The organism is Castellaniella denitrificans (assembly GCF_027214045.1).
GTDB lineage: Bacteria > Pseudomonadota > Gammaproteobacteria > Burkholderiales > Burkholderiaceae_B > Castellaniella > Castellaniella denitrificans_A.
Genome location: NZ_JAPWHE010000001.1, coordinates 776,023 through 799,751, shown reverse-complemented (window position 1 = coordinate 799,751; position 23,729 = coordinate 776,023). Strand labels below are relative to the sequence as shown.

Genomic DNA, 23,729 nt, shown 5'->3' with positions numbered 1-23,729 from the left:
ATTCCGCTCCGACTTCTCGAAAGGACTCCGTCATGGCCAAACCGCTGCGTTCCTCGAACATCACCCAGGGTGTCGCCCGGGCGCCGAACCGCTCGATGTACTACGCGCTCGGCTACACGGAGTCCGATTTCGACAAGCCCATGATCGGTATCGCCAACGGCCAGAGCACCATCACGCCGTGCAACAGCGGTCTGCAGCCCCTGGCCGACGCGGCCGCCGCCGCCATCAAGGACGCCGGCGGCAATCCCCAGATGTTCGGCACGCCGACGATTTCCGACGGCATGGCCATGGGCACCGAAGGCATGAAATATTCCCTGGTCTCCCGCGAAGTCATCGCCGACTGCGTCGAAACCTGCGTCCAGGGCCAGTGGATGGACGGCGTGCTGGTGATCGGCGGCTGTGACAAGAACATGCCGGGCGGCATGATGGGCATGCTGCGCGCGAACGTGCCCTCGATCTACGTCTATGGCGGCACCATCCTGCCGGGCAATCTTTGCGGCCGGGATCTGAACATCGTCAGCGTCTTCGAGGCCGTGGGCGAGCACGCGGCCGGCCGCATGTCCGAGGCCGACCTGCACGACATCGAGACCCATGCCATTCCCTGCAGCGGTTCCTGTGGCGGCATGTACACGGCCAACACCATGAGCTCCTCCTTCGAGGCCATGGGCATGAGCCTGCCGTATTCGTCCACCATGGCCAACGTGCATCAGGAAAAGGCCGACTCGGCCGCCGAATCGGCCCGCGTGCTGCTCAAGGCCGTGGCGCTGGATCTGAAGCCGCGCGATATCGTCACGCGCAAGTCCATCGAAAACGCCGTGGCCGTGGTCATGGCCACCGGGGGGTCGACCAACGCCGTGCTGCACATCCTGGCGATCGCCCATGCCGCCGGCGTCGAATGGACCATCGACGACTTCGAGCGCGTCCGCCGCCGCGTCCCCGTCATTTGCGACCTGAAGCCCAGCGGCAAATACCTGGTGGTGGATTTTCACCGGGCGGGGGGCATTCCCCAGGTCATGAAGCTGTTGCTGAACGCCGGCCTGTTGCATGGCGACTGCGTGACCATCACCGGCAAGACCATCGCCGAGACGCTGGCCGACGTGCCCGATGCGCCACGCGCCGACCAGGACGTCATCCATGCGCTGGATGACGCCCTGTACCCCGAGGGCCATCTGGCCATCCTCAAGGGCAATCTGGCGGAACTGGGCGCGGTGGCCAAGATCACCGGCCTGAAGAACCCCGCCATCACCGGCCCGGCGCGGGTCTTCGACAACGAACAGTCCGCCATGGACGCCATCCTGGCCGGCAAGATCAAGGCCGGCGACGTGCTGATCCTGCGCTATCTGGGCCCCAAGGGCGGCCCCGGCATGCCGGAAATGCTGGCGCCCACCAGCGCCCTGGTGGGCGAAGGCCTGGGCGATTCCGTCGGCCTGATCACCGACGGCCGGTTTTCCGGCGGCACCTGGGGCATGGTCGTGGGCCACGTCGCACCCGAAGCGGCAGTGGGCGGCACGATCGCCCTCGTCGAGGAGGGCGATTCCGTGACCATCGATGCGCACAAGCATCTGCTTCAGGTGAACGTGTCCGCAGAGGTCCTGGCCGCCCGGCGCGCCGCCTGGACGCCGCCCGCGCCGCGCTACACGCGCGGGGTGCAGGCGAAATTCGCCTTCAATTGCTCCGACGCCAGTACCGGCGCGGTGCTGGATCGCTTCGAGGACCGCACGCCCGGAACGCGCTGAAGCGCCGGTCCGATCCGCTTCGCCGCCTGCTCGTTTTCCCGCAGACCCGGCGCGCCGCCAGCCGCCATCGCGCTGGCGGTGGAACCATCTTCCTGTCGCCGCTACTCATATAAAAATAAAAAGAAAGTGCGTGCTGCCGTCTCTTGAAGGGCGATAAGGAGGGTGGGATATGACGTTCGACCGGATCGGCTCGACAGGTATTTCATTAGGCGCTTCGCTGTATGCGGGGAGCGGTCTCGACGAGGTGCTGCTGGCGCGGCCCCCTTTGTCCCGCGGCGAACCCGCGGCGCGTGATCCCGCAAGACCCAGCGTCCAGATTTCCGAGGCCGGGCGACGCGCGCTGGCCAGGGAAACCGCCGATCGCGTGCCGCCAGAACCACCGCCATCGCAAAACCGCGATCAGCGGCCGGTGCAGGCGGCCTACGATATCAGGCCCCAGGGCATTCCCCGATACGATGCCGAGGGCAGACTGCGGGGCTTTACCGTGATCCGTCAGGCGCCTCCCCTGGAGTCCCTGGTATTCCAGGGCGGTGGCGCCAAAGGGCTCGTCAATGCGAATGCACTGGTCGAGATGCAGCATGCGGGCATGTTCGACGGCCTGAAGCACGTGGTGGGTTCTTCGGTGGGCGCACTCACGGCGATCGCGATGGCCGGCATGGATGCCGAGGCGTTCCAGGACTTCACCGACGAGATCGAGATGGGCAAATTGCGGGATACGTCGGATGGCTTCCGGACCCGCTATCCCATGGTCGACATGGATTGGCGCCTCGGTTTCCGGGCGGGACATGTGTTGGAGTTGATGGACCGGAAAATGGCGGAACGGGTATCGAGCTATCTCGATGCGCATTGGGACACCGCGGCCTTTCAGGACAAGCTCGATCGCTTGCGCGCCACGGAGGGCGAGAGCGTGCCTGACCGCCTGGCGCAGTTGCGTCGCCAGGATTTCGATACGGATCGCACTGGCCAGATGGTGACCTTCAACGACTTGCGTCTGATGCGTCTGCTCGATCCCGCACAATTCAGGACGCTGACCCTGACGGGATGGGACGCGACCCGCCGCGAGGAGATCTATTTCGACGCGCAAAGGACGCCCGATGTGCCGATTGCGGTTGCAGGCCGTATTTCCATGAGCTTCCCGATCTATTTCAAGGGCGTGGACTACGATCCGGGCGATGGTCATGGCCGCCGCACGTTTCTCGACGGCGGCGTCGGCAGCAACATGCCGGTCGAGGTCATCACCAAAGGCCTGCAGGGCCGGGAACTGGAGCAGGCGCGGGCGCGGACAGCCGTGTTGACTTTCGACGATGGCGGCAACGCTTACGAAATCCTGCATCGACCCTCGGCGCCCCCTTCCTTTTTCAGTCTGGCCGCGGTGAAGGGGAAAATCGCGGGTTTCTTCTCGGACAATCCGGATTACAACCAGACGTCCTATGGGGACCGGCTCAAAACGTATGATGCGGGCCCCAACGCCTTTGTCGTGTTCCATGGCGATATTGGCACGCTCGATCTGGGTGCCTCCCCTGAGCGGATCGACCGCGCCCAAACTCAGGCCACCCGGAAAATGCGTGAACAGATTGAACTGCGGCAGGGGCAGGCCTATGCCCAGGAGTGCTCGTCCGCCGAGGAATGTTTCGTACAATTGACCGGGCGTGAAAAACAGGCGATTGCCGATGGTCCGCTCCCTGACCCGGGCGCCTACCCCCAAGGCAGGGACGATCCCGGCTATCAATTCGAACTTGGCCTGTTCGAACTGGTCCGGCGCGAAACGTCGGCGCGCGCGGTGTGAACCGCGTGCCGTCTTTTGGCCGTCGCCTGTCCGCTGGACGCATGTGTTTTTTTATTGTGATTGGGCCGTTTGGCCGGACCGGAGTGCCGTTTTGCTGAATACTGAACAACGTGCCTTGCAGCTTCAGATTCGTCTTGCGCTGGACGTGGCCGATGCTTTCGATGTCCAGGACGAGATCGAGCGACGGCTCGACTTCCTGGCGGAACTGCTGCGCGCTTCCGGTGCCCGCGCCCTGGTGCTGGGCATCAGCGGAGGCGTCGATTCCCTGACAGCGGGCTGCCTGTCGCAGCGGGCCGTCGAACGCGTGCGTGCGCAGGGTGGAAACGCCCGGTTTGTCGCCATGCGGCTGCCCTACGGCGTCCAGCTCGACGAGGCGGACGCCCAGGCGAGCCTGGCGGTGATCCGGCCCGATGAGCGACTGACCGTGGATGTGCGGCCCGCCGCGGACGCGATGCTGGATTCGGTGCGTGCCTCCGGTCAGACGTTCCGCGACGCCGCCCAGCAGGATTTCCTGCACGGCAACATCAAGGCCCGCCAGCGCATGATCGCGCAGTACGCCGTGGCCGGGGCGCGCGGCGGGCTGGTGGTCGGCACCGACCATGCCGCCGAGGCCCTGATGGGGTTTTTCACCAAGTTCGGCGACGGGGCGGCAGACGTCACGCCCCTGGCGGGGCTGAGCAAGCGCCGCGTGCGGGCGCTGGCGACCGCCTTGGGCGCGCCCGATGAACTGGTGTTCAAGATTCCCACCGCCGACCTGGAACTGCTCAAGCCGCTCAAGCCCGACGAGGACGCTTTCGGTGTCAGTTACGAGCAGATCGACGATTTTCTGGAAGGCCGGGACGTCGCGCCGGACGCCTTCGACATCATCGTCGCCACCTGGCGGCGCAGCGCCCACAAACGCGCCCTGCCGATCGCGCCCTGAACCCCCGCCGGGCCCGGCAGGTCCGGGCGGCGATCAGGCGGCCGAAGCCATGAACTCCGCCGCGATCTCGTAGGACCGCATCCGGGCCGCGTGATCGTGCATGTTGCAGGTGATCATCAATTCGTCCGCGCCGGTGCGCTCGACAAAGGCGCGGATCCGCGCGGCGACGCTGTCCGGCGAACCGATGGCGGCGCAGGCCAGGACAGGGTCCAGCAGCGCTCGGGCGGGCGGCGGCAAGGATTCCAGGTAGCCCTCGACGGGGCGGGGCAGCAAACCCGGCCGGCCGGCGCGGAGGTTGACGAAGGACTGTTGCCAGGACGTCGCCAGGAACCGGGCCTGTTCGTCCGTGTCGGCGGCGAACACATTGAAGCCCAGCATCACGTAGGGTTTGTCCAGGTGGCGCGAGGGCCGGAAGTGGCGCCGGTACAAGGCGATGGCGTCCATCATCTGCGCCGGCGCGAAATGCGAGGCGAAGGCGTAGGGCAGGCCCGTCAGGGCGGCCAGTTGCGCGCCGAACAGGCTGGACCCCAGGATCCAGACCGGCACGTCGCAGCCTGCGCCGGGCACGGCGCGCACCGGTCCGCGGCCTTCGAAATAGTCCATCAGTTCGGCCACGTCGCGCGGAAAGGCGTCCGGGTCCGAGTCCAGTGCGCGGCGCAACGCCCGCGCGGTGGCCTGGTCCGAACCGGGCGCGCGGCCCAGGCCCAGGTCGATACGGCCAGGGTACAGGGTTTCCAGCGTGCCGAACTGTTCGGCGATCACCAACGGCGAATGGTTGGGCAGCATGATGCCGCCGGCGCCCACGCGGATGCGCGTGGTCGCCGCAGCGACATGGCCGATCAGCACGGCGGTGGCCGCGCTGGCGATGCCGGGCATGCCGTGGTGCTCGGCCATCCAGTAGCGCCGGTAGCCCAGGGCTTCCGCGTGACGGGCCAGTGCGGCCGTGTGGGCGAAGGATTCGGCCGCGTTGCCGCCTTCGGCGATGGGGGCCAGGTCCAGGACCGAGCACGGGATCGAAAGACGCGTCATGCGGGTTCCGGCAGGCTGATGAGGGTTTGCTGCATCAGGGCGACCGGGGTCTTTTCGCCCGCGTTCAATGCGTAGACGTCAACCTGGGCGACGGTCAGTGTCCGTCCGGCGCGCACGACCCGGCCGATGGCCTCAAGGGATTCTCCCCGCGCCGGGGCCAGCATGTTGATCTTGAATTCGACCGACAGGACCGTGTGGCCCTGCGGAGCCCGCGTCAACGCCGCGAAGCCGCCGGCGGTGTCGGCGATCGAGGTCGTCGCGCCGGCGTGGAAATAGCCCAGGTGCTGGGTCAGGTCGGGCCCGTAGGGCAGGTGGATGTGTACCCGGCCCGGGGCGACGTCCCCCAGGCGGGCGCCCAGGTGGCGCATCAGGCCGGAACGGTCGAAGCTGTCGCGGATGCGGGCGTGCAGTGCGGCGGGGTCCGGCGTGCCGGGCGCGGCGGTCGATGTCGTCATGAGGGGTCCTGTATAGTCGTGGGTCGCAAGCATCCCGAGATCGGAAGTCGTCCTCGCTGTGTCCTACGATAAGCCATTTTCCCCCGCGCGCCAAAACCCGGCGCCCGTCCGCCGCGAGTCGTCCGGACGGCCCGGTCCGGGTGTCGGACTGGCGTTCTGCATGGCCGTGGCCGCCATGGTCAGTGTGCAGACCGGCGTGTCGCTGGCCGTGCCGGTGATCCACGATCATGGCGCGCTCAGCACGTCCAGCCTGCGCCTGTGCTGGGCCGCGCTCGCGCTGCTGCTGTTCGTGCGCCCGCCGTTGCGCCGCTATGACGCCGCCCAGTGGCGGGCGGCCCTGATCCTGGGCGGCGGCATGGCCGTCATGTCCCTGTCTTTCTTCCTGGCGATCGAGCGTCTGCCTCAACACCTGACCGTGGCGCTGGAATTCTGCGGTCCCCTGGCGGTGGCCGCACTGGGTGCGCGCGGCTGGCGCGCCCTGGCCTGGCCGCTGCTGGCGGCGGCCGGGATCGGGCTGCTGGTGTCGGGCGATGCGCGCATGGCCGGCGGCGTGGACCCGGCCGGCATCGCTTTCGCCCTGCTGGCGGCGGCGGGGTGGGGCGTCTACATCGTCATGATGAAGCGGATCGGCCCCGCGTTTCCCGGCCTTCAGGGCCTGGCCGTTTCGCTGATGGTCGCCGCCCTGCTGTCCCTGCCGTTCGCGGCGGCCGAGGCCGGCACGCTCCGGTTCCCCTGGGAGCAACTGGCCTGCACGGCGGGCCTGGCGGTGCTGGTGCCGTTGGTGCCCTACATCCTGGAGATCAATGCCCTGCGACGCATGCCTGCCGCCATGTTCGGCGTGCTGATGAGTCTGGAACCCGCCGTTGGGGCGACGACCGGCTGGGTCTTCCTGGGCCAGGGCATGAGCGCCGCCCAGATGCTGGGTACCGGTCTGGTGGTCGCCGCCAGCGCCGGGGTCGTGCGGGCGGGACGTTAGTGGCCATCGGCCCATCGTCGTCCGGCCGCGGCGGCACGGGCGCGCCTGGGGATTCCATCCGGCGAGCCTCGCGGGAGATGGAACTTTCGGGGCGATGTCGTGACTCAGTATCCATCATATGCTCCCCAACCCCGGGTGGGCGCTCAAGGGCCCCGGCTTTTCCATGCGATTTCCGCTGATTCCAGCATTTCTGTTCAGCCTGTTGATTGCGGCATGCCTGGCCGCAGGCGCATGGATGACGGAGGGATCGCTGCTCAAGGCTTATCGCGGCATCCTCGAATCCCGTTTTGCCATCGCATTGGACCGCGTCGCCGAAGGCGCCACGCATGCCGCCTCCTTGGGGGTGGGGCTGGAAAGCCAGGAAGCGACCCTGGGCGCCGCCCTGGGGCGCGAACGAGCCCTGGATGCCGACATCCTCGGCATGGCCGTCCAGGATGCGCAGGGACGGCGGCTCTATGGCGACGGCCTCTTGCCGGATCCGGCGCCACCCGGCACGCTCGGGCAGACCCTCCACGACGATCTCGGGTTGCCCTCCGGGCGGATCCTGCTGCGCTACGATCGCCGCGCCCTGGAGGCGCCCTCGGCGGAAATCCGCCAGGACATGCGCCGGCATGCCTTGCCCATCGTGGCGGGCGCGGCCTTTCTGGGCCTGCTGGCCGCACTCGCGCTGCGCGCCGGGCGCGACGGGCGCGGCAGGCTGCGCCTGCCCCTGGCACTGGCGCTCATTCTGGGGGGCGGCCTGTTCCTGATCGACCATCAGGCGCTGCGCATCATCGACCGTACCTTGAACCCCCTGATCGAAACCAAGGTCGAATCGATCGGCAACGGCGCCCGATCATTGATCGACAAGGCGCTGGCCTTGGGGATTCCGCTCGATCAGATGCAGGGGGTGCCCGAATATTTGGCGTCGCTTCGGCGGCATTATCCGGAGCTGGAACAGATCAAGCTCATCGCGGTTCCGCCGTCCGGTGTCGAGGCCACTCCGGCGGCGGGCGGCCTGCTGTTGCCGATACCGGCCCGGGGGCCCGCGCAGGCCGCGCTGGAAGTGGTGCCCGACAATCGCCATGCGGCCGCCCAGATCCACGGCCTGCTGCTGGATACGGCCTTCCTGGGCCTGGTCGCCTTGCTGGTCGGTTTCGAACTGCTGTCGCTTTTGACGCAGACAAGCGTCTTCCGGAAATCCTCCGATGCGTCCGGCATGCGCGACACGGGCCCACTCCCGGCCGAGCAGATCCGGGGCGTGCTGTTCGTGTTCATGATGGCCGAAGAACTGAACCGCCCTTTTCTTCCCAGTCTGACCGCGAATCTGCTGCCGGCCGGTGTGGCGCATGCGCCGCTGCTCGTCAGCTTGCCCATCGTCGTCTTCATGGCGATCGTCGCGCTGGGGCAGATCCCCATGGCGCTCTGGTCCGAACACCTGGGCAGACGCCGCGGATTGATGCTGGGCGCCGCCGTGGCCGGTATCGGCTATGGCCTGTGCGCCTTTGCCGATTCTTATTCTGGCCTGTTGCTGGCCCGGGCGCTCAGCGCCCTCGGTTTCACCCTGGTCTTCACGTCGGCACAGGGGTATATCGTCGACCAGGCGGATCCTGCGGCCCGCACGGCGGGGCTTGCCGTCTTCATCCGCGCCATCCTGACCGCCGCCTTGTGTGCTCCGCCTCTTGGCGGTTTCCTGGCCGAACACTTCGGCGGCGGCACGGCGTTCCTTGCCGCCGCCGGCCTGTGCCTGGTCGCGCTGTGCCTGGCGCGGGCCATGATGTCCGCGGCCCGGCCGTCGGATCGACCGCGCACCGCCTGGCCGACATCCGATGCGCTTCGGGAGGCCTGGCGCATTCCCGGCATGCGTTCCCTGTTGCTGGGGTGCGCGGTGCCGGCCAAGCTGATCCTGACGGCCTTGTGTTTCTTTCTGGTGCCGCTCATTCTGTCCAACGAAGGCCATTCGTTGTCCAGCATCGGTCGCGTGCAGATGATTTATCCGCTGATGATGGTCCTGTGCGTCCCGCTCTTCGCCCATTGGGGCGAGACGCCGGAACACGATTTCCGGCCCCGCAAGATCATCCTGGGCGGGCTCATCGCCGGCCTGGCCGTGGTGCCCGTCCTGTTCTGGCCCGGCCTGGGCGCCATCATGGTTTTCCTGTTCTTTCTGGGACTGGGCCAGGCTTTGTCGATCACCCCCCAGTCGTCCATGATGGCCACCTATGCTCATCATGGGCAGGGCCGCCATTCCGCGCAAGTGCTCGGGCTGTTCCGCCTGGTCGAGCGCGGCGGATCGGCCGCCGGTCCGGCACTGGCCGGCGCGGCGCTGGGGCTGGCCGGTCCGGCGGCCACGCTGGCCCTATTCGGTTTGTTGACCACCGGTGGCGCCCTGCTCTACGGTTATGGGCAATGGCGCTCCGTTTCCAATGCTTCCGGCAGTCTCTCATGAACGCTCACGCTCCTTCGTCTCCTGTCCGCCGGCGCCTGTTGCGCGCCGCCCTGTCCACCGGGCTTCTGGGGGGGGCCGCCCCCCTGGTGGCGCGCGCGACGGCCCGGCGCCGTATCCTGATGATCACGTATCGTGGACGCACGGAAGTCGAGGACGGCTTTCTGGAATACCTGCGGTCGCAGGGCCGTGAACCGGATATCGTCCACCGGGACGTCGGGCAGGACATCCGTCGGCTGCCCGCCATTCTGGACGAGATCCCCGCGCTGGCCCCCGACCTGATCTACACCTGGGGCACGCCCGTGACCCTGGGGGTGACGGGCACCTGGCGCGATCCCGATCCGTCCGGCAAGGTGGGCTCCATCCCCGTCGTCTTCGCCCTGGTGAGCGCGCCGGTGGCCGCCGGCATCGTGCCTTCCCTCACGCAGCAGGGGCGAGACGTCACAGGGGCCGTGCACGTGGTCCCCACTGAAACCCAGGTCAAGGCCATGGCCGCCTACAGGGAATTCAACCGGGTCGGTCTGCTGTACTCGACCACGGAGCCCAATTCCAGGGCGATCGCCTCCGAAATGGATGCCTTGTGCGCCGCCACGCAGCGGACGGCCATCCACCGCCATTTCAGCCTCGATGCGGCGGGCCGTCCCTCCGCGGATGGCCTTGGCCGGCTGGTCGCCGAGTTGCGTGAAGAGGGCGCGCAATGGTTCTATCTGGTGCCCGATACTTTCCTGGGCTCCGTCTATGACCAGGTGATTCCCGCCAGCATCGAGCAGCGACTGCCGACGTTCGGCGTGACCGAACTCGCCGTCCGGGAATACTCCGCACTGACCGGTCTGGTCAGCCGCTATCGTTCCGTCGGCCGGCTGGCCGCCGTGAAGGCAGAGGCCATCCTTTATGAAGACGTGCCCGCCGACCGGATTCCCATCGAAACCCTGAAGCGCTTCGCCTTGCTGGTCAATCTGCATACGGCCAAGGCACTGGGAGGCTTCTATCCACCCATCGAAATGCTGAACTACGCCGACGTGATCACCCAGGCTCCGGCGTCGACGAGGCATGTCGGATGACCCGCCGCGTGCCTGTCGACTTGCATTGGGACATGCTCGGCCCGGCGGATCTCGACCGGATCGTCGACCTGCATGCGCGCGCGATCCGCGGCATGGGCTCCGACCAGGTCAAGCCCGAGCACCCCGAGTTCTTCGCCGCGCTGCTGGACGGGGCGGGGCGGATCATCGGCGCCCGTGCGCCGGCCGGGGATCTGGTGGCCTACGGCGTGCTGCAGGATGGCCCCGACCCGGGCACCCGCCCGGATCTCTGGCTGGGCTGGCCAGCGGATGCGCGGATCCAGAAACTGGCCGGCTCCTCGGTCGCCGAGGCCTACCGGGGCCGGCGTCTGCAATGCGAGCTGATTCGCCGCCGCGTCGAACTGGCCGATCCGGACGCCTGCCTTTACGCTACGGCCGCGCCGTCGAATCCGGCCAGTTGGCGCAGCCTGTTGCGAGAGGGCTTCGAGATCCGGCTGTTGCGTCGGGTCTATCAGAATTCTTTGCGCTACATCCTGGCTCGCCCGGCACGGACGGCGGCCACGCCCCTCGCGCCCACGGATGAGGAGGCCGCACGTCCGCTCGATGGATTGCCGCTGGACGAGCAGGACCGGTTGTTGTCCCATGGATGGCGTGGACGGTTCGTGGCGCCGGCCGTCTGCGCCCTCGTGCCTCCGGAGGTCGTCGAGACATGAACGCCACCGCGCATGCCGATTCCCCCGTCATGGACATCGACCTGGCTCGCCTGGCAGGCAATTGGCGGACCGTTCGCGGCCGCTACACGGGAAACGACCTGGGCGCCGTGGTCAAATGCAATGCCTACGGACTGGGGCTGGAGCCCGTCGTCAACACCTTGTCGGCTCAGGGCTGTCTGCAATACTGGGCGCTTGGCTATGACGAGGCCTGCCGCGTGCGCGCGCTGGCACCCGCCGCAGAGGTCTTCATCCTGAACGGCCTGCGCGGCGCTTCGGCGCGGGATTGTCATATCCAGCGACTGATTCCCGTGCTCAACGACCTGGACGAAATCGCACAAGCGCGTCGCGCGGGGGCCTTGACGGTCGCCGTCGCGCTGGATACCGGCCTGGGCCGCCTCGGCCTGAGGCCCGAAGCGGTGGCGCGCCTGGCGGCGCAGGACCTGTCGCCGCTGCGCGTGCGGGCCTGGATCACCCAGCCGTCCAGTTTCAGCAGGCCCGAGAGTCCGGACCGGCTGAATCCACATGACCGTTTTCTGGCGTTGATCGCGCCGTTGCCTGCGGCATCCCGCAGCCTGGCCATTTCGGCCAGCGTCTTTGCCTGCCCCGGGCACCATCTCGACATGGCGCGCGTGGGCAGTGCCTTGTATGGTGTGGACACCACCCCCTCGCGGACCTTGCCGCTGAAACCCGTGGCCAGCGTGCATGCGCCGGTTCTGCGGGTCGCCGACCTGCCCGCCGGGGCCGAGATCGGCTACGATCAGCAATTCCGTTGTCCGGCTCCCATGCGCATCGCGACCTTGGGTATCGGTTATGCCCACGGCTTGCCCTATGCCCTGATGAACCGGGGCGCCGTGTATTTCGGCCCGCATCGCGCGCCCATCGTGGGGGGCATTTCCATGGGCCTGACCAGCGTGGACGTGAGCGGGCTGCCGCCCCGGCTGACCGCCCCCGGGCAATGGGCCGAGGTCTTCGGCGAGCAACAGCGCCTCGAAACCCTGGCCGACATCGCCGGCCTGCCCGCCAACGCCTTGCTGAGCGCGACCGCAGCCGGGTGCGGCAGGCGCTACCATGCTCTCCATCCTGAACAGCCCCTCGCATCCCGCTTGTCGGAAAGTCTGCCATGAGAACGCCCCTGATCCTGATCCTGGCCCTGGTCTGCTGCGCGCTGACCGCTGTATTCGGCGCCACATGGCTGACCGTGCGCATCGAACAGCAGGCCATCGACCAGACGCGCCAGTCACACGAAACATACGTGCTTGGAAACCTGCGCAGCGTCATCGAGGCCAATCTGACCCTGGGTTTGACACTGGAACAGAGTTCGAGCCTGCAACAGCTGATCGAGCGCGAAAAATCCGGCATGCCGGACATTCGTGACATCAGTGTCTATGGCGCGTCCGGTCAGGTGCTCTACAGCACGGATCAGGGAAGGCAGGGCCGCCCCATTCCGACCGACTGGGCGCGGGCGGCCGGCGCCGAAGGCGTCTGGTGCATCGACGACGACACTGTGCGTAGCTGCGGCATTGCCCTGCAGGACGAACTGGGGCGGACGGCGGGCGGTCTGGTTCTGGCTGCGCCGCATACGGCGCGGGCCTACAGCCTTCAGGCCTGGCTTGCACGGGGGCTGCCCACGCTGGCGTTGGCAGTGATAGCCTCTCTGGTCGCGGGCCTGGGAGCGGTCTGGCTGGCTCGCCGGCGTCTGCGGCCGTTCCTGTGGGCCGGCAGGATTCTGCGGGGCGAGGACGCGCCCGGCGGAAATCGGGACCCGCTGGTCGCCGCCGCCCGGCGTGCCAGAGAACGCCACCAGGCCAGCCTGCAGGCCCTGGACCGGCAGCGGCAGCAGTTGAAGGAGCTGGACCATGTCGATTGATCACGGTATCCGTGCCCGGCTGCGCGATGCCGCCAGCGGCTTTCTGATTGTTCTGGTCGCGGCCGGTCTGACCAGCGGCATCCTGCTCGCACGTCTTCAGGGGACCGTGGCGTCCGCCGTCCAGGAGCAATCCCGCGAGCTGGCCTCTTCGGTCGGTCGCGCGCTGGGACGGCAATTCATTCGGGCGAGCCAGCTCGGCGTCCCTCTCAATGAGATTCCGGCCATCAGCCGCAGCTTGAAGGGCACGCTGGAGCATGTCCCCCAACTGAACCGCATCATGCTGACCGATGTCGATGGCAGGGTCCTGGGGTTCGCGCAACGTCCCGGCGCCGAGATATCGGCGTCCGTGAGTACGGAACTGCAGACCGGTTCGCAGCGGATCGGCACCCTCGAAGTCGAGGCGGCGCCTCCCGTCCTGAGCGGTTCGCACGCGACCCTGCTGACCGGCATGTTGTTGCTGATCCTGCCGCTGGCGTTGCTGGGCGGTCTGTTCACCGCGCTCTACGGCGCCCGTATCCAGCAACATCGGCGCGCCTTGTTGGCCTTGCTCGGGCAGGCGCCCGATGATCTTGTGCCGCCGGTCCCGGGGCCGCGTCCCGATCCCCAGGACATCCTGGGCCAGGCCTGGGACAGTTTGCAGGCGATGGCGACCGACGTCGCGCAGCAAAGAGCCGACTTGACGCATCAGGTCGAGTCCTTGCTGTCCGTCGATTTCGATGGCCGGGTGCGGCCTCGGCTCGAAGCACTGGACATCCTGCCCCCGGGGCCCGCGCCGAGCGTGCAGATCGTTCCGCCGGACCGCTCACGCCGTCTGTCGCTGCGCCTGCGCCTGCCGCTCATCATCGCTTTGGGCTTCGCCTTGGTGATCGGGGCGCTGTCAGGCCTGCAGGCCCTGCGGGAACACTTGCTGCGCCAGCAGGCCGCCAATCTCGGCCTGGAAGACCAGAGCGCCCTTTGGGCGCAGTTCCTGGTATCCCAGACGAAGGACATCTCCGGACGGTTGCATGCCCTGACCCCCCGGCTGGATGTTTCGCGCGGCCCCTCGAATGCGCTGCCCGGACCGGAACCCTCGCTGGACTACCTGGCGCTCGTCGATCCCAATCGCGAGGTGTATGTCCTGCAGGGCGCTGACACCGAGGCCGACCCGCTGGATGCCGGAACGCTGGACAATGTGCTGTCCGGAAAGAAAGCCAGGGGATTGCGCAATCTGGACGGCAACCTGACCATGCTGATGGCCGCTCAGCCTGTCCGGCTTCAGGGTGCGACCTGGGGGTTGATCGGTGGACGCACCCTGGAACGGGCGGCGCAGCAGATCGATCCGATCCGGGATGACGAAAGATATAGCGTTCACTTCCTGAATTCCCGCGGGCACCTTGTCGCCAGTACCAGTCCCGGTCAGTGGTCGCGTCTCGACCTGACGCTGACCGTGCAGGATGCGCAATACCGGACCCTGGAGGACCGGGACAAAATCCTGCTTTTGACGGCGACGCCCGTCATCAGCATCTCCGGAAGCGCTGGCGGCTTGCTCGTGACGCTCAAGGACGTCACGACCCTGATGAAGCCCAGCCTGACCTTGGGCCGGCTGGCGCTGTTGCTTGCCGCCGGCCTGGCCATTATGGGGCTGTTGCTGATCCACCTGATCATCTGGCGCAGCTTCCGGCCGTTGCAGGACTCGCTCGAGACGCTGGACGAGCTCAGCGGTCCGCAGGCCGGCGCGGCCCGGCGTTCCGGCGTGGGTCATCAGGACGAGATCGAGCGCCTGGGACGCAGCATCGCCGCCTTCCGGCACAAGACCCTGCAGCTCGTCCGCGATCAGTCTCAGCAGGCGCGCGTCCGGCGACTGCATGAAACCGTCATGGCGGGCGAGCTCCGTGCGCTGGCCGAGTCGATGGACTCGATCAGCCGCCAGGAAGTCCAGGCGCTGATCGACCGCCAGCACCACTCGGACGATGATGGCGATGGCCTGCGGCGCCTGGCCGAAGTCATGGGGGACCTGCGCCGTCGGCTGGTCGAGCAATACCAGCGGTTGTCCGACATGGTGATTGAACTGCGCGACGCCCTGATCACCAAGACCAAGCTGGCCGGGCTGCAGCAGGAACTGCAGATCGCCAGTGCCGTGCAGCTCAGCATCCTGCCGCGCACCATGCCGGACGACCCGCGCATGGAGATCGACTGCCGGATCTTCCCGGCTCGCGACGTGGGAGGAGATTTCTACGATTTCTACATGCTCGATGAGCATCATCTGGGGTTCGTCATCGCCGATGTTTCGGGCAAGGGCATCCCCGCCGCCCTGTTCATGGCCATTTCGCGCACCTTGCTGAAATCCACGGCGCGCTTCGTGCGTCGGCCGGCCGACTGCGTCCAGCGTGTCAATGCGCTGCTGGCCGCCGAGAACGAGCAGATGCTGTTCGTGACTTTGTTCTATGCCACGCTGGATCTGCGCGATGGTCGGCTGGATTATGTCAATGCGGGGCACCATATGCCCTGGCTGATCGATGCCCAGGGCGAATTGTCGGCCTTGGCGCCGACGCATGGCATCGCCGTGGGGATCGAGGAGGACATGCCTTACACCCAGAAGACGCTGTATCTGCGACCGGGCGACCTGCTGTACCTGTATACCGATGGCATTACCGAAGCCTTCAACCCGGCTGGGCAGGTATTCGGCGAAGAACGGCTGGCCGGCCTGCTGCGTGCGCAGCCTGCGAATGTGCCGCTGGATGTCTTGACCGATGCGGTGATCGCCGACGTGCGCACGTTCGAGGACGGCACCGATCCGACCGACGACGTCACCAGCCTGTGCCTGCGTTATCGGGGCTGAGCGGCGGCGGGTGACGGCCTGAGACCCCACCCGTCGCGGGCGGGGTCTCAGGCCGCCGTCATGACCATGGTCAGGCAGTTCCAGCCGTCCTGGCGCCGATACGAGAGCGTTTCCAGGTAATGCCGCATCAGCCGTACGCCCTGTCCGCCGATGTAGGCCTCGTCCAGGCAGGCGACCAGGGGCGGTGGGTCGCCCGCCGTCGGATCATAAGGGCGGCCATTGTCGCGCAGTTCGATGGTGATGCGTGCGCCGTCCGCCTGGCACGAAACGGCAATGGCCGGCGTTTCCGGCCCGGGTGGATCGAAGGCATAGGACAGCACGTTGGTCAGTGCTTCGTCCAGCGATAGCGTCAGCCCGAAAGTGACGCGGGAAGGCCATTGGAGCCGCTCGGCAAGGCCCTCGATCCATTGCAGGGCAAGCGGTACCGCGCCCAGGTCGGCGGGCAGATAGAGCGTGTCGTGACTGTCGGTCATGGGATATCCGGTGCGGACCGATGCTCACTGAGGCGCATCGCCCCGGATGCGCGCGGCCAGGTCGGCAGCCACCTCGGCCGACGGGACTTCGAACGCCAGGATACCGCGATCCAGCGCGCCCGATATACGGGGCGCGGCCACCAGTTCGCGGCCGATGACCAAGGCCAGCAGATTGCCGACGTTCTGGCGGCTGACGGCGCCCAGCCTTTCGGCGCCTGCGGGCGTCAGCCGCAGGCCGACGAAGTGTCCGCCCTGGCGGTCGGAGAGGGCTGCCGCGTCGGTCAGGTCCTCGCGGGCGAGCATGGGGCGGGCATGGAGGTAGACCATGCCGTCGGGCACCGGAACGGCGACCAGTTGATCGCCGGGCGCCGATTGCGCCAGATAGATGGCGACCGGTTGCACGATGCGGCTGGCATTGGTGTCCGGGCCGGTGGTGGTGCGCGTATCGGACGATGCCGGCCGGGATGCCGAAGGGAGATTCTGGCATCCCGCGAGGCCCAGCAGAGTAGCCATCAGGAAAGGGGCGAGGAAACGGGTATTCAGGTGCATGGTGGTGGCGTTGAAGGCCTGGCAGAGTGGAAACCGTCCGCCGCATGAGTGCCCGCCCACGGGGATGAATGTCGGGGGGCGTCGATCGGTAGTCGGCCGGCGTGCAATAGCGCCGCCACCAGAAACTATACACATGGACCGTGTTCAAGCCAATGGCCGTATTCATCGAAGGGTCGATCGTGTCGAGAGAGGGAACCTGGCGCCGGAGGGCGTTACTCATTGCCTGTGATAAGTTTCTATCAGGATGTGGAGAGACAGAATGGCAATTGGTCTCAGCAATTTCAGGCAATTGAGCGGTGGATTCTTCGAGCGGGAAATCCGCCAGAATCCCCAAGGGCAGGAGGGCGTGCGCCAAAGCGGCCTGTCGCGCCTGGCGAGCCGCATCCAGGGCTGGTTCCGGTCGCCCCAGGAACAGCAGGCGCGTGTCCAGGAACGCGTCCAGGTCAAGCAGGCATTCCTCGGCCTGCTCGAGAAGACCGAAGGGCAGGCGGGGGCGCAGCGGGCCCTGAGGGCCTGCGGACTGCCACAGGGCTGGGCGACCAATGACCGCCCTTTGACCAACCACCAGGTTGGCAAGATCCTGGGCAAGGCCCAGGAATACCGGCTGCAGGTGGTGCGGCACAATGAATCCTTGCTGGGCGAGACGCTGAAAGGCCTGGAAGGCCCCGAACTGCGCGATGTGCGGGCGGCGGTCATCCGGGAAGTGCGCAACGACTCCCGCTATGGCAATACCCCCCTGAGCCGGGTGGACGTCCAGTCCCTGCGGACCCGGGCCGAAACCGAGGTGCGTGAACAGCGCGCCCGGCAATGCGAGGAGCGCTTCCCCGCGCTCACGGACCTGGTCCGCAATGCGCCCCAGGGCAGTCCGCTGTCGCGGGTCGGGCTCGATCCCGGCCGCCTGAGCCAGGAACTGCGCCAGATTTATGGCGGCGGCCCGAGACACGACCCCCAGGTGACGGGCGCGCTGGACCAGATCGACCGGACCACGGAATTGCTGGGACGGCAGGCCTGGAACCAGGACAGCCTGCGGGGCCTGTCCGAGGCCTTGGGTCATCAGCGCGACGACCTGGAAGTCTGCCAGGGCGGTTTGCGCGATGGCATCCAGACGCTTCGGAATGAGCTGGGCGCGCTGAAGGAAGAACTGAACGAGGTCGACCGGGATCTTCAGGCTGCGCGCGAGGGCTCCAACGAGGCGAAAACGTTGCAGACACGCAAGGGCGAGCTCGAGGGCCAGATCCGGTTCCGCAATGAAAAGCTGTCCGTCGGTCAGGCGCTGGTTCACGATATGGACCGACAGATCGGTCTGCTCGATGCCAAGAGCGACTATGTCGATGAAATGCGCCTGACCGATCCCCTGACCAACCGCTCCGTCAAGCACAGCGACCTGATCTGGGCCCAGGCGGGCAACCACCTGCTGGATCGCCTGAGCGAGGATGCCCAGGGGGGCGATCCCGCGCTCACCGAAGAGCAGTTGGGCGCCTTGGCGCAGGTCCGCGGCCAGTGGACGGAACTGTGCGAAGCGCGCAGCCAGGCCTACCGGGACAGTGTCGATGTGAATACCCTGCAACCCATCGAGGCGCCCAGCAAATCGAACAAGGACACGCACCCCGTCGTCCAGGGCAAGCGCGACACGATGCAGGACTTGCGCACCCGCCTCGAGGACATCGGCATTCCCCGTGGCACGCTCGACGCGTTGTTCTCCAAATCCAGCATGACGCGCAGCGAACGTCAGGCGTTGGCGGGGCTGGAAACCTGGCAGCCCGTGATGCGCGACATGCCGGTGATGCGCGATGGTGTGATGCGCACCTACAAAAGCGAGGTCGTGCCGGCCCAGTTCATCGGCCATGAATTGGGTGTCGATCTGGGTCAGGGCCGGATCGGCGGGGTGTCCGCTGGCGTCAAGGACAGCGAGGATCATGCCCGCAATCTCAAGGTCAGCCGTCTGCGCGATCCCGAGGGTCAGGTGATGACCACGGTGGTGGGCCATGGCGTGCTGGACATGTGGGGCGTGGAGGACGGCGGCGATCGTCAGACCTCCAATGAACGCGGCGCGCGCGAAGTGCTCGAGGTCGCCCTGACCAGCAACGACCGCCTGCGCGGCGTGCTGACCGATCCGGACCGGCCGCAGGATGCCCCGCCGCCCCGGCTGGTGCACGTCAGCGTCAACCTGATCTCGCCCGATTCGCTGCGCGACAATCTGGGCATCCAGGATTACCAGGAACGCACCTACACGCAGAACCAGTTCCGGGCCTTCGAGGCCAATTCGGGGCAGGGACAGACCCTGCGGGTGTTCGATCCGGACCATCCGGAGCGGCAGGGCGAGGCGCGGACGGTGGATGTGGACGCCATCACGTTCTCTTTCGGCATCAACGCCATTTCCACAGGCGGACGCGAAATGCTCATGCGTGTCTGGAACAATGTCCACGAGCACAACACCACCAACATGATCAAGCTGGTGGGCGACCTGGGCGAAGGCACCTTCGGCGCCCGGGGCGTGCGGCCGGGCGGCTTCGTGGGCGAGGTCTATGACCGCCTCGAGACCGTGGTCAACGACCCGACCACGCCGCCCGATCAACTGGCCAAGGCGGAGGGCCTCATGGCTCAACTGCGTGGCCAGACCGACCTGGTGCGCAGCATGTTCACCGAGGAAGCCTTCCGCACGGGCAATGGCGATACCGCCAAGATGGGGCGCGAGATCCTGGTTCTGCAGGGGCTGGCCGAGCAGGGTCTGGGCCTGGTGGGTGCCACCGATCTGGCGGGCACGATGTCCAAGGGCTGCAAGAGCGACAAGGATCGCGGCGGTGTCACCGACGTCGAACTGAAGTCCAAGCTGATCCTGCGCGATCTGGGGGGCGAGATGAACCCCGACGAGCGCCTGGAAGGCGACGACCAGGGCGTCTACTATACGGTCAGCGCCAGTTCCGGTCAGCTCGAAAACCAGCGCTGGAATACGGGGATGGCCGGCAGCAAGGAAGCCGGCCACCTGAAGGACCGGTTGCCCGATCCCGAAGTCCGCCAATTCCTTTGCGGGCTGGGCAAGTTCGCCAAAGCCTGATCACGATCCATGACCCAATCCACTGAATCACAGGAGTACCGCATGTCTCTTTCTTCATACCAGGCCTTGATCGCCGAACTGGGCCGGACGCTGGGCATGGCCGACATGGCTGCGGGCGAGGACGGCTACGTGGGGCTCGTGATCGACGGTCACGAAATCCACATCCAGCATGAGGCGGAGGATGACGAAGTCATCCTGTTCGCCCGCCTGCCCGAGGTCGACCCCGATCGCCGGGAGGGGATCTACGCCATGCTGCTGGCGGCCAACATGTTCTGGCAGGGCACCCGTGGGGCGACCTTCAGCGCCGATTTCGACACGGGACGTGTCTTCCTGGCGGATCGGCGCGCGTGCGCAGCCCTGGATGTGGAATCGCTGTCGGTCTGGATCGAGCGATTCGCCAGCGTGGCCGCCCATTGGCGCACGCGCATCGAGGACGCCAACGACGGCGGCCCTTTGCGCACCGGCGACATGGCGGATGCGGCGCCGGGCGACCTGGACGGCATGCCGCCCGGCGATTCCCTGGCCTGAGCCGTTTCCCGGGATCCGAACCAGGGGGCGCCTGTGCGCCCTCTGGTTTTTGCCATCTGTTCAATCGCGCCGGTCTGGCGTACCTTTAACAGTCCGCAATCCAAGAAACCCGCTCATGCGGGACGTATCGTTCATGTCCGTCGACTCTTCCTATGCCCATCTGATCGCCGAACTGGGTCGGACGCTGGGCATCGCCGGTCTGGCGCCCTCGGCCGAGGGGGTCTGCCAACTGGTGTTCGACGGCCGCCAGATCGTGCAAGTGGTGCACGTGAGCGCGCATGGACAGGTGCTGGTCTCGTGCCGGCTGGCCGATCACGGAATCGACGCCCGCCAGGCCGACCGCATGGCCCGGGCCAATTTCATGCAGGCGGGGCATGGCGCGGTGCTGTGTCTGGCCCCGGATGGACGGCCGCACATGCAGGTGGCCCTGAGTCTGTCCGAATGCACCGCCTCCATGCTTTGCTCGGTGGTGGAGTCCCTGCTGGACCGGGCCGATGACTGGACCCGGGCGGGCGCAGCCGAAGCGTCCACCTCGCGGGATCCCGCGTTCTTCCTGCAGTCGGTCTGAGTCCCGCCCCGGTGCCGGGCGGGTCGTCAGGAGACGGATGAGACCCGTCTTCGCGCCCTCAGGACGACTTCTGGATGATGCCTTTGAGCGAATCGGAAATCTGTTTGGTGATGTTGCTCTGCAACTCGATCAGCATCGTCCATTGTTGTGTCTGCTGCTGCAGCATCAACAGGTCGGTTTGCGAGATGTTGCCGTCGGCGTCCGTCTGCACATTGGAGAGTGTGTCGCGCAGCTTGTTTTCCTGGGTGCGGATGGCGCTGTAGACCGTGTTGTTGACGGTGTTGAAGTTCAGTTCGGACGAGCCGGAAAGACCGCTGATTGCCATGATGGGCTCCTGGCGAGGGTGAAAAAAGGATCAAAGAGGCTGCGCGGGCCCGGGCGGGTCTGCGGAGGATGCTTCGTTGGCCGGCCACGCGGCCAGAATCGCCGCCCCCCCCCCCCCCCCGGGGGGGGGGGGGGGGGCCCCCGGCGGCCGGCCCGGCCCGCCCGACCGGTTCGGGCCGGTCGAGCACCACGTCCTCGACCAGGTCGCGCACCTGCTTGTCCAGGTCGGAATACACCCCCAACTGGCCGGCGTTGACGATGCCCATGGTCAGGCCGCGTTGCACGGCGTAATACAGAAACACCGCGTGGATGGCCTCGCGCATGGCCTCATTCCCGCGGAACGAGAAACTGACGTTCGAAATCCCGCCCGACACGCGCGCGTGCGGCAGGTTTTCCGTGATCCAGCTCGTGGCCTCGATGAAGTCCACGGCGTAGTGGTTGTGTTCGTCGATCCCGGTGGCGATGGCGAAGACGTTGGGATCGAAGATGATGTCCTCGGGCGGGAACCCCACCTGGTTCACCAGGATGTCGTAGGCCCTGGAACAGATGTCGATGCGGCGCTGCAGGGTGTCGGCCTGGCCGTCTGTGTCGAATGCCATGACCACCACCGCCGCGCCGTATTTCCGGCACAGCCTGGCCTGCTCGATGAAGGGACCTTCGCCTTCCTTCATGGAAATCGAATTGACCACGCACTTGCCCTGAACGCAGCGCAGGCCGGCCTCGATCACCGGCCACTTCGAGCTGTCGATCATCACCGGCACGCGCGAGATGTCCGGTTCGGACGCCAGCAGGTTCAGGAAGCGCGGCATGATGGACAAGGCGTCGAGCATGCCCTCGTCCATGTTCACGTCGATGATCTGGGCGCCGTTTTCCACCTGCTGGCGGGCCACGGACAGGGCCTCGTCGAATTTTTCCTCGCGGATCAGGCGCAGGAACATCTTGCTGCCGGTGACGTTGGTGCGCTCGCCCACGTTGATGAACAGCGTCTCGCGGTCGAAATTGAGCGGCTCGAGACCCGACAGGCGCGTCCTGACCGGAATGACCGGCGGCTGGCGACGCGGCAGGGCGCGCACCTTGCGGGCGATTTCCCGGATGTGGTCCGGCGTGGTGCCACAGCAGCCGCCCACCACGTTCACCAGCCCGGCCTGGGCGAATTCCTCCAGCAGGCCGGAGGTGTCCGAGGGCGTCTCGTCGAAGCCGGTCTCGGCCATCGGATTGGGCAGCCCGGCATTCGGGTAGACGCAGACATAGGTGTCGCAGATCTTGGACAGCTCGGCCACGTAGGGGCGCATCAGCGCCGCGCCCAGCGCGCAATTCAGGCCGATGGTGACGGGGCGCGCGTGGCGCACGGAATTCCAGAAGGCCTCGACCGTCTGGCCCGACAGGATGCGCCCGGACGCGTCGGTCACCGTGCCGGAGATCATGACCGGCAACCGGATGCCGCGTTCCTCGAAAATGGTTTCGATGGCGAAGATGGCCGCCTTGGCGTTCAGCGTGTCGAAGATGGTCTCGATCAGCAACAGGTCCGCGCCGCCGTCGATCAGGCCATTGACCTGTTCGGTATAGGCCACGCGCAATTCCTCGAAGGTGACGTTGCGCGCGCCCGGATCGTTCACGTCCGGCGACAGGGAGGCCGTCTTGGGCTGCGGCCCGACGGCCCCGGCCACGAAGCGGGGATGATCGGGCGTCGACACCGCGTCGCAGGCCTCGCGCGCCAGCCGCGCCGAAGCCACGTTCAGCTCGTAGGCCAGCTCCGGGAGGCCATAGTCGCCCTGAGCCACCCGCGTGGCGCCGAAGGTGTTGGTCTCGACCACGTCGGCCCCGGCGTCCAGATAGGCCCGGTGAATTTCCCGGATGACGTCGGGCCGCACCAGGGACAGCAGTTCGTTGTCGCCCTTCAGGTCGCGGTCATGACCGGCGAAGCGCTCGCCCCGGAAATCCGCCTCGGTCAGCTTGTAGCGCTGGATCATGGTGCCCATGGCCCCGTCCAGCACCACGATGCGCCGGCCCAGCAGGCGCACGAACTCGGCCCCGCGCGTATAGGACTCGATGGGATGGGGCAAGGTGGGGTAGGTCACAGGGCGATCCGGACGGAAACAGAGGGAAGGCCACATTGTATCGTTGCACGTCGCGCCGGGACGCGGGCGACCGGCACGATCCGCATGCCGGCCCGGCCTTCGATTCGCCCAGTCCGTCCGCCGCCCGTCCACCGCGCGCGCCTGACACTCCACCAGGCAACGCCCTCGCGGCCAGCAAGGGTATCGTTCTTGCCCCCGACAGCGCGTGCTATAGTCCGCGACGAAACAGGTATGCGCCGCGCCACACGCGCCGGCGCATTCAAACGGGAAACAGACGGCTCGCCCCCGAGCCCGGCTGTGCTGCCCCCGCAACGGTGCGCATGCCTCCATGCCAGCCCGATACCGGCCTGCTTCGACACCTGATCCCGCACGACGTGGCCATCGGCATTCCCAAACAGCGGATCGAGGCCC

Annotated in this window: 17 protein-coding genes and 1 pseudogene; 13 read left to right on the top strand and 5 right to left on the bottom strand. The window is 66.9% G+C overall.

The genetic code is table 11. The features are described 5' to 3' along the window. The first annotated feature begins 32 nt into the window (after nucleotides 1-32). The 3 genes from ilvD (at nucleotide 33) to nadE (ending at nucleotide 4,444) form a co-directional block, all read left to right on the top strand. Nucleotides 33-1,736 (top strand): dihydroxy-acid dehydratase, encoded by a 1,704-nt coding sequence (gene ilvD / locus O4H32_RS03805; RefSeq protein WP_269356818.1) that lies wholly within the window; start codon nucleotides 33-35, stop codon nucleotides 1,734-1,736. 169 nt (nucleotides 1,737-1,905) lie between these two features. Then, complete coding sequence (locus tag O4H32_RS03800; protein WP_269356816.1) at nucleotides 1,906-3,522, top strand: patatin-like phospholipase family protein; 1,617 nt, start codon at nucleotides 1,906-1,908, stop codon at nucleotides 3,520-3,522. 94 nt (nucleotides 3,523-3,616) lie between these two features. Beyond that, nucleotides 3,617-4,444 (top strand): ammonia-dependent NAD(+) synthetase, encoded by an 828-nt coding sequence (nadE, locus tag O4H32_RS03795; RefSeq protein ID WP_269356979.1) that lies wholly within the window; start codon nucleotides 3,617-3,619, stop codon nucleotides 4,442-4,444. A 33-nt stretch (nucleotides 4,445-4,477) separates the two neighbouring features. On the opposite strand, the gene O4H32_RS03790 is transcribed toward nadE, so the two are convergent. Beyond that, nucleotides 4,478-5,473, bottom strand: a complete 996-nt coding sequence (locus O4H32_RS03790) for an LLM class flavin-dependent oxidoreductase (RefSeq protein WP_269356814.1) — start codon at nucleotides 5,471-5,473, stop codon at nucleotides 4,478-4,480. After that, the gene (locus O4H32_RS03785; RefSeq protein ID WP_269356812.1) at nucleotides 5,470-5,928 is read right to left on the bottom strand and encodes a PaaI family thioesterase; all 459 of its coding nucleotides are present in this window, start codon (nucleotides 5,926-5,928) and stop codon (nucleotides 5,470-5,472) included. Before O4H32_RS03785 ends, O4H32_RS03790 begins: the two co-directional genes overlap by 4 nt. Nucleotides 5,929-6,088: 160 nt before the next feature. On the opposite strand from O4H32_RS03785, the gene O4H32_RS03780 reads away from it, so the two are divergent. The 7 genes from O4H32_RS03780 to O4H32_RS03750 all read left to right on the top strand — a co-directional run bounded on the left by O4H32_RS03780 (nucleotide 6,089) and on the right by O4H32_RS03750 (nucleotide 15,743). Then, nucleotides 6,089-6,904, top strand: coding sequence for an EamA family transporter (locus tag O4H32_RS03780; protein ID WP_269356811.1), 816 nt, complete (start codon nucleotides 6,089-6,091; stop codon nucleotides 6,902-6,904). Nucleotides 6,905-7,139: 235 nt separating this feature from the next. Then, nucleotides 7,140-9,329 (top strand): MFS transporter, encoded by a 2,190-nt coding sequence (locus O4H32_RS03775; RefSeq protein WP_269356809.1) that lies wholly within the window; start codon nucleotides 7,140-7,142, stop codon nucleotides 9,327-9,329. Further along, entirely contained in the window at nucleotides 9,326-10,387 is a 1,062-nt protein-coding gene (locus O4H32_RS03770; RefSeq protein WP_269356808.1) for an ABC transporter substrate-binding protein, read from the top strand. Before O4H32_RS03775 ends, O4H32_RS03770 begins: the two co-directional genes overlap by 4 nt. Nucleotides 10,388-10,395: 8 nt before the next feature. Next, nucleotides 10,396-11,058 (top strand): hypothetical protein, encoded by a 663-nt coding sequence (locus O4H32_RS03765; protein ID WP_269356806.1) that lies wholly within the window; start codon nucleotides 10,396-10,398, stop codon nucleotides 11,056-11,058. Beyond that, nucleotides 11,055-12,182, top strand: a complete 1,128-nt coding sequence (locus O4H32_RS03760; RefSeq protein ID WP_269356805.1) for an alanine racemase — start codon at nucleotides 11,055-11,057, stop codon at nucleotides 12,180-12,182. Before O4H32_RS03765 ends, O4H32_RS03760 begins: the two co-directional genes overlap by 4 nt. Further along, the gene (locus O4H32_RS03755) at nucleotides 12,179-12,925 is read left to right on the top strand and encodes a hypothetical protein (protein WP_269356803.1); all 747 of its coding nucleotides are present in this window, start codon (nucleotides 12,179-12,181) and stop codon (nucleotides 12,923-12,925) included. Before O4H32_RS03760 ends, O4H32_RS03755 begins: the two co-directional genes overlap by 4 nt. Next, entirely contained in the window at nucleotides 12,915-15,743 is a 2,829-nt protein-coding gene (locus O4H32_RS03750; protein ID WP_269356801.1) for a PP2C family protein-serine/threonine phosphatase, read from the top strand. Before O4H32_RS03755 ends, O4H32_RS03750 begins: the two co-directional genes overlap by 11 nt. A gap of 47 nt (nucleotides 15,744-15,790) precedes the next feature. Here the strand turns inward: O4H32_RS03750 and O4H32_RS03745 are convergent, their stop codons facing one another. Continuing rightward, on the bottom strand, nucleotides 15,791-16,216 hold the full coding sequence (locus O4H32_RS03745; protein WP_269356799.1) for an ATP-binding protein: 426 nt from the start codon (nucleotides 16,214-16,216) through the stop codon (nucleotides 15,791-15,793). Nucleotides 16,217-16,240: 24 nt separating this feature from the next. Next, nucleotides 16,241-16,765, bottom strand: coding sequence for a SecDF P1 head subdomain-containing protein (locus O4H32_RS03740; protein ID WP_269356797.1), 525 nt, complete (start codon nucleotides 16,763-16,765; stop codon nucleotides 16,241-16,243). A 259-nt stretch (nucleotides 16,766-17,024) separates the two neighbouring features. Here O4H32_RS03740 and O4H32_RS03735 point away from each other — a divergent pair, with 259 nt between their 5' ends. The 3 genes from O4H32_RS03735 (at nucleotide 17,025) to O4H32_RS03725 (ending at nucleotide 20,916) form a co-directional block, all read left to right on the top strand. After that, nucleotides 17,025-19,820 (top strand): inositol phosphate phosphatase SopB, encoded by a 2,796-nt coding sequence (locus O4H32_RS03735; RefSeq protein ID WP_269356795.1) that lies wholly within the window; start codon nucleotides 17,025-17,027, stop codon nucleotides 19,818-19,820. A 42-nt stretch (nucleotides 19,821-19,862) separates the two neighbouring features. Further along, complete coding sequence (locus O4H32_RS03730) at nucleotides 19,863-20,348, top strand: type III secretion system chaperone (RefSeq protein ID WP_269356793.1); 486 nt, start codon at nucleotides 19,863-19,865, stop codon at nucleotides 20,346-20,348. A 115-nt stretch (nucleotides 20,349-20,463) separates the two neighbouring features. Beyond that, the gene (locus O4H32_RS03725) at nucleotides 20,464-20,916 is read left to right on the top strand and encodes a type III secretion system chaperone (protein WP_269356791.1); all 453 of its coding nucleotides are present in this window, start codon (nucleotides 20,464-20,466) and stop codon (nucleotides 20,914-20,916) included. Between the two features lie 470 nt (nucleotides 20,917-21,386). On the opposite strand, the pseudogene O4H32_RS03715 reads toward O4H32_RS03725, so the two are convergent. Beyond that, nucleotides 21,387-23,318: pseudogene (locus O4H32_RS03715) on the bottom strand (homocysteine S-methyltransferase family protein); the annotation flags it as partial. Between the last annotated feature and the right edge of the window lie 411 nt (nucleotides 23,319-23,729).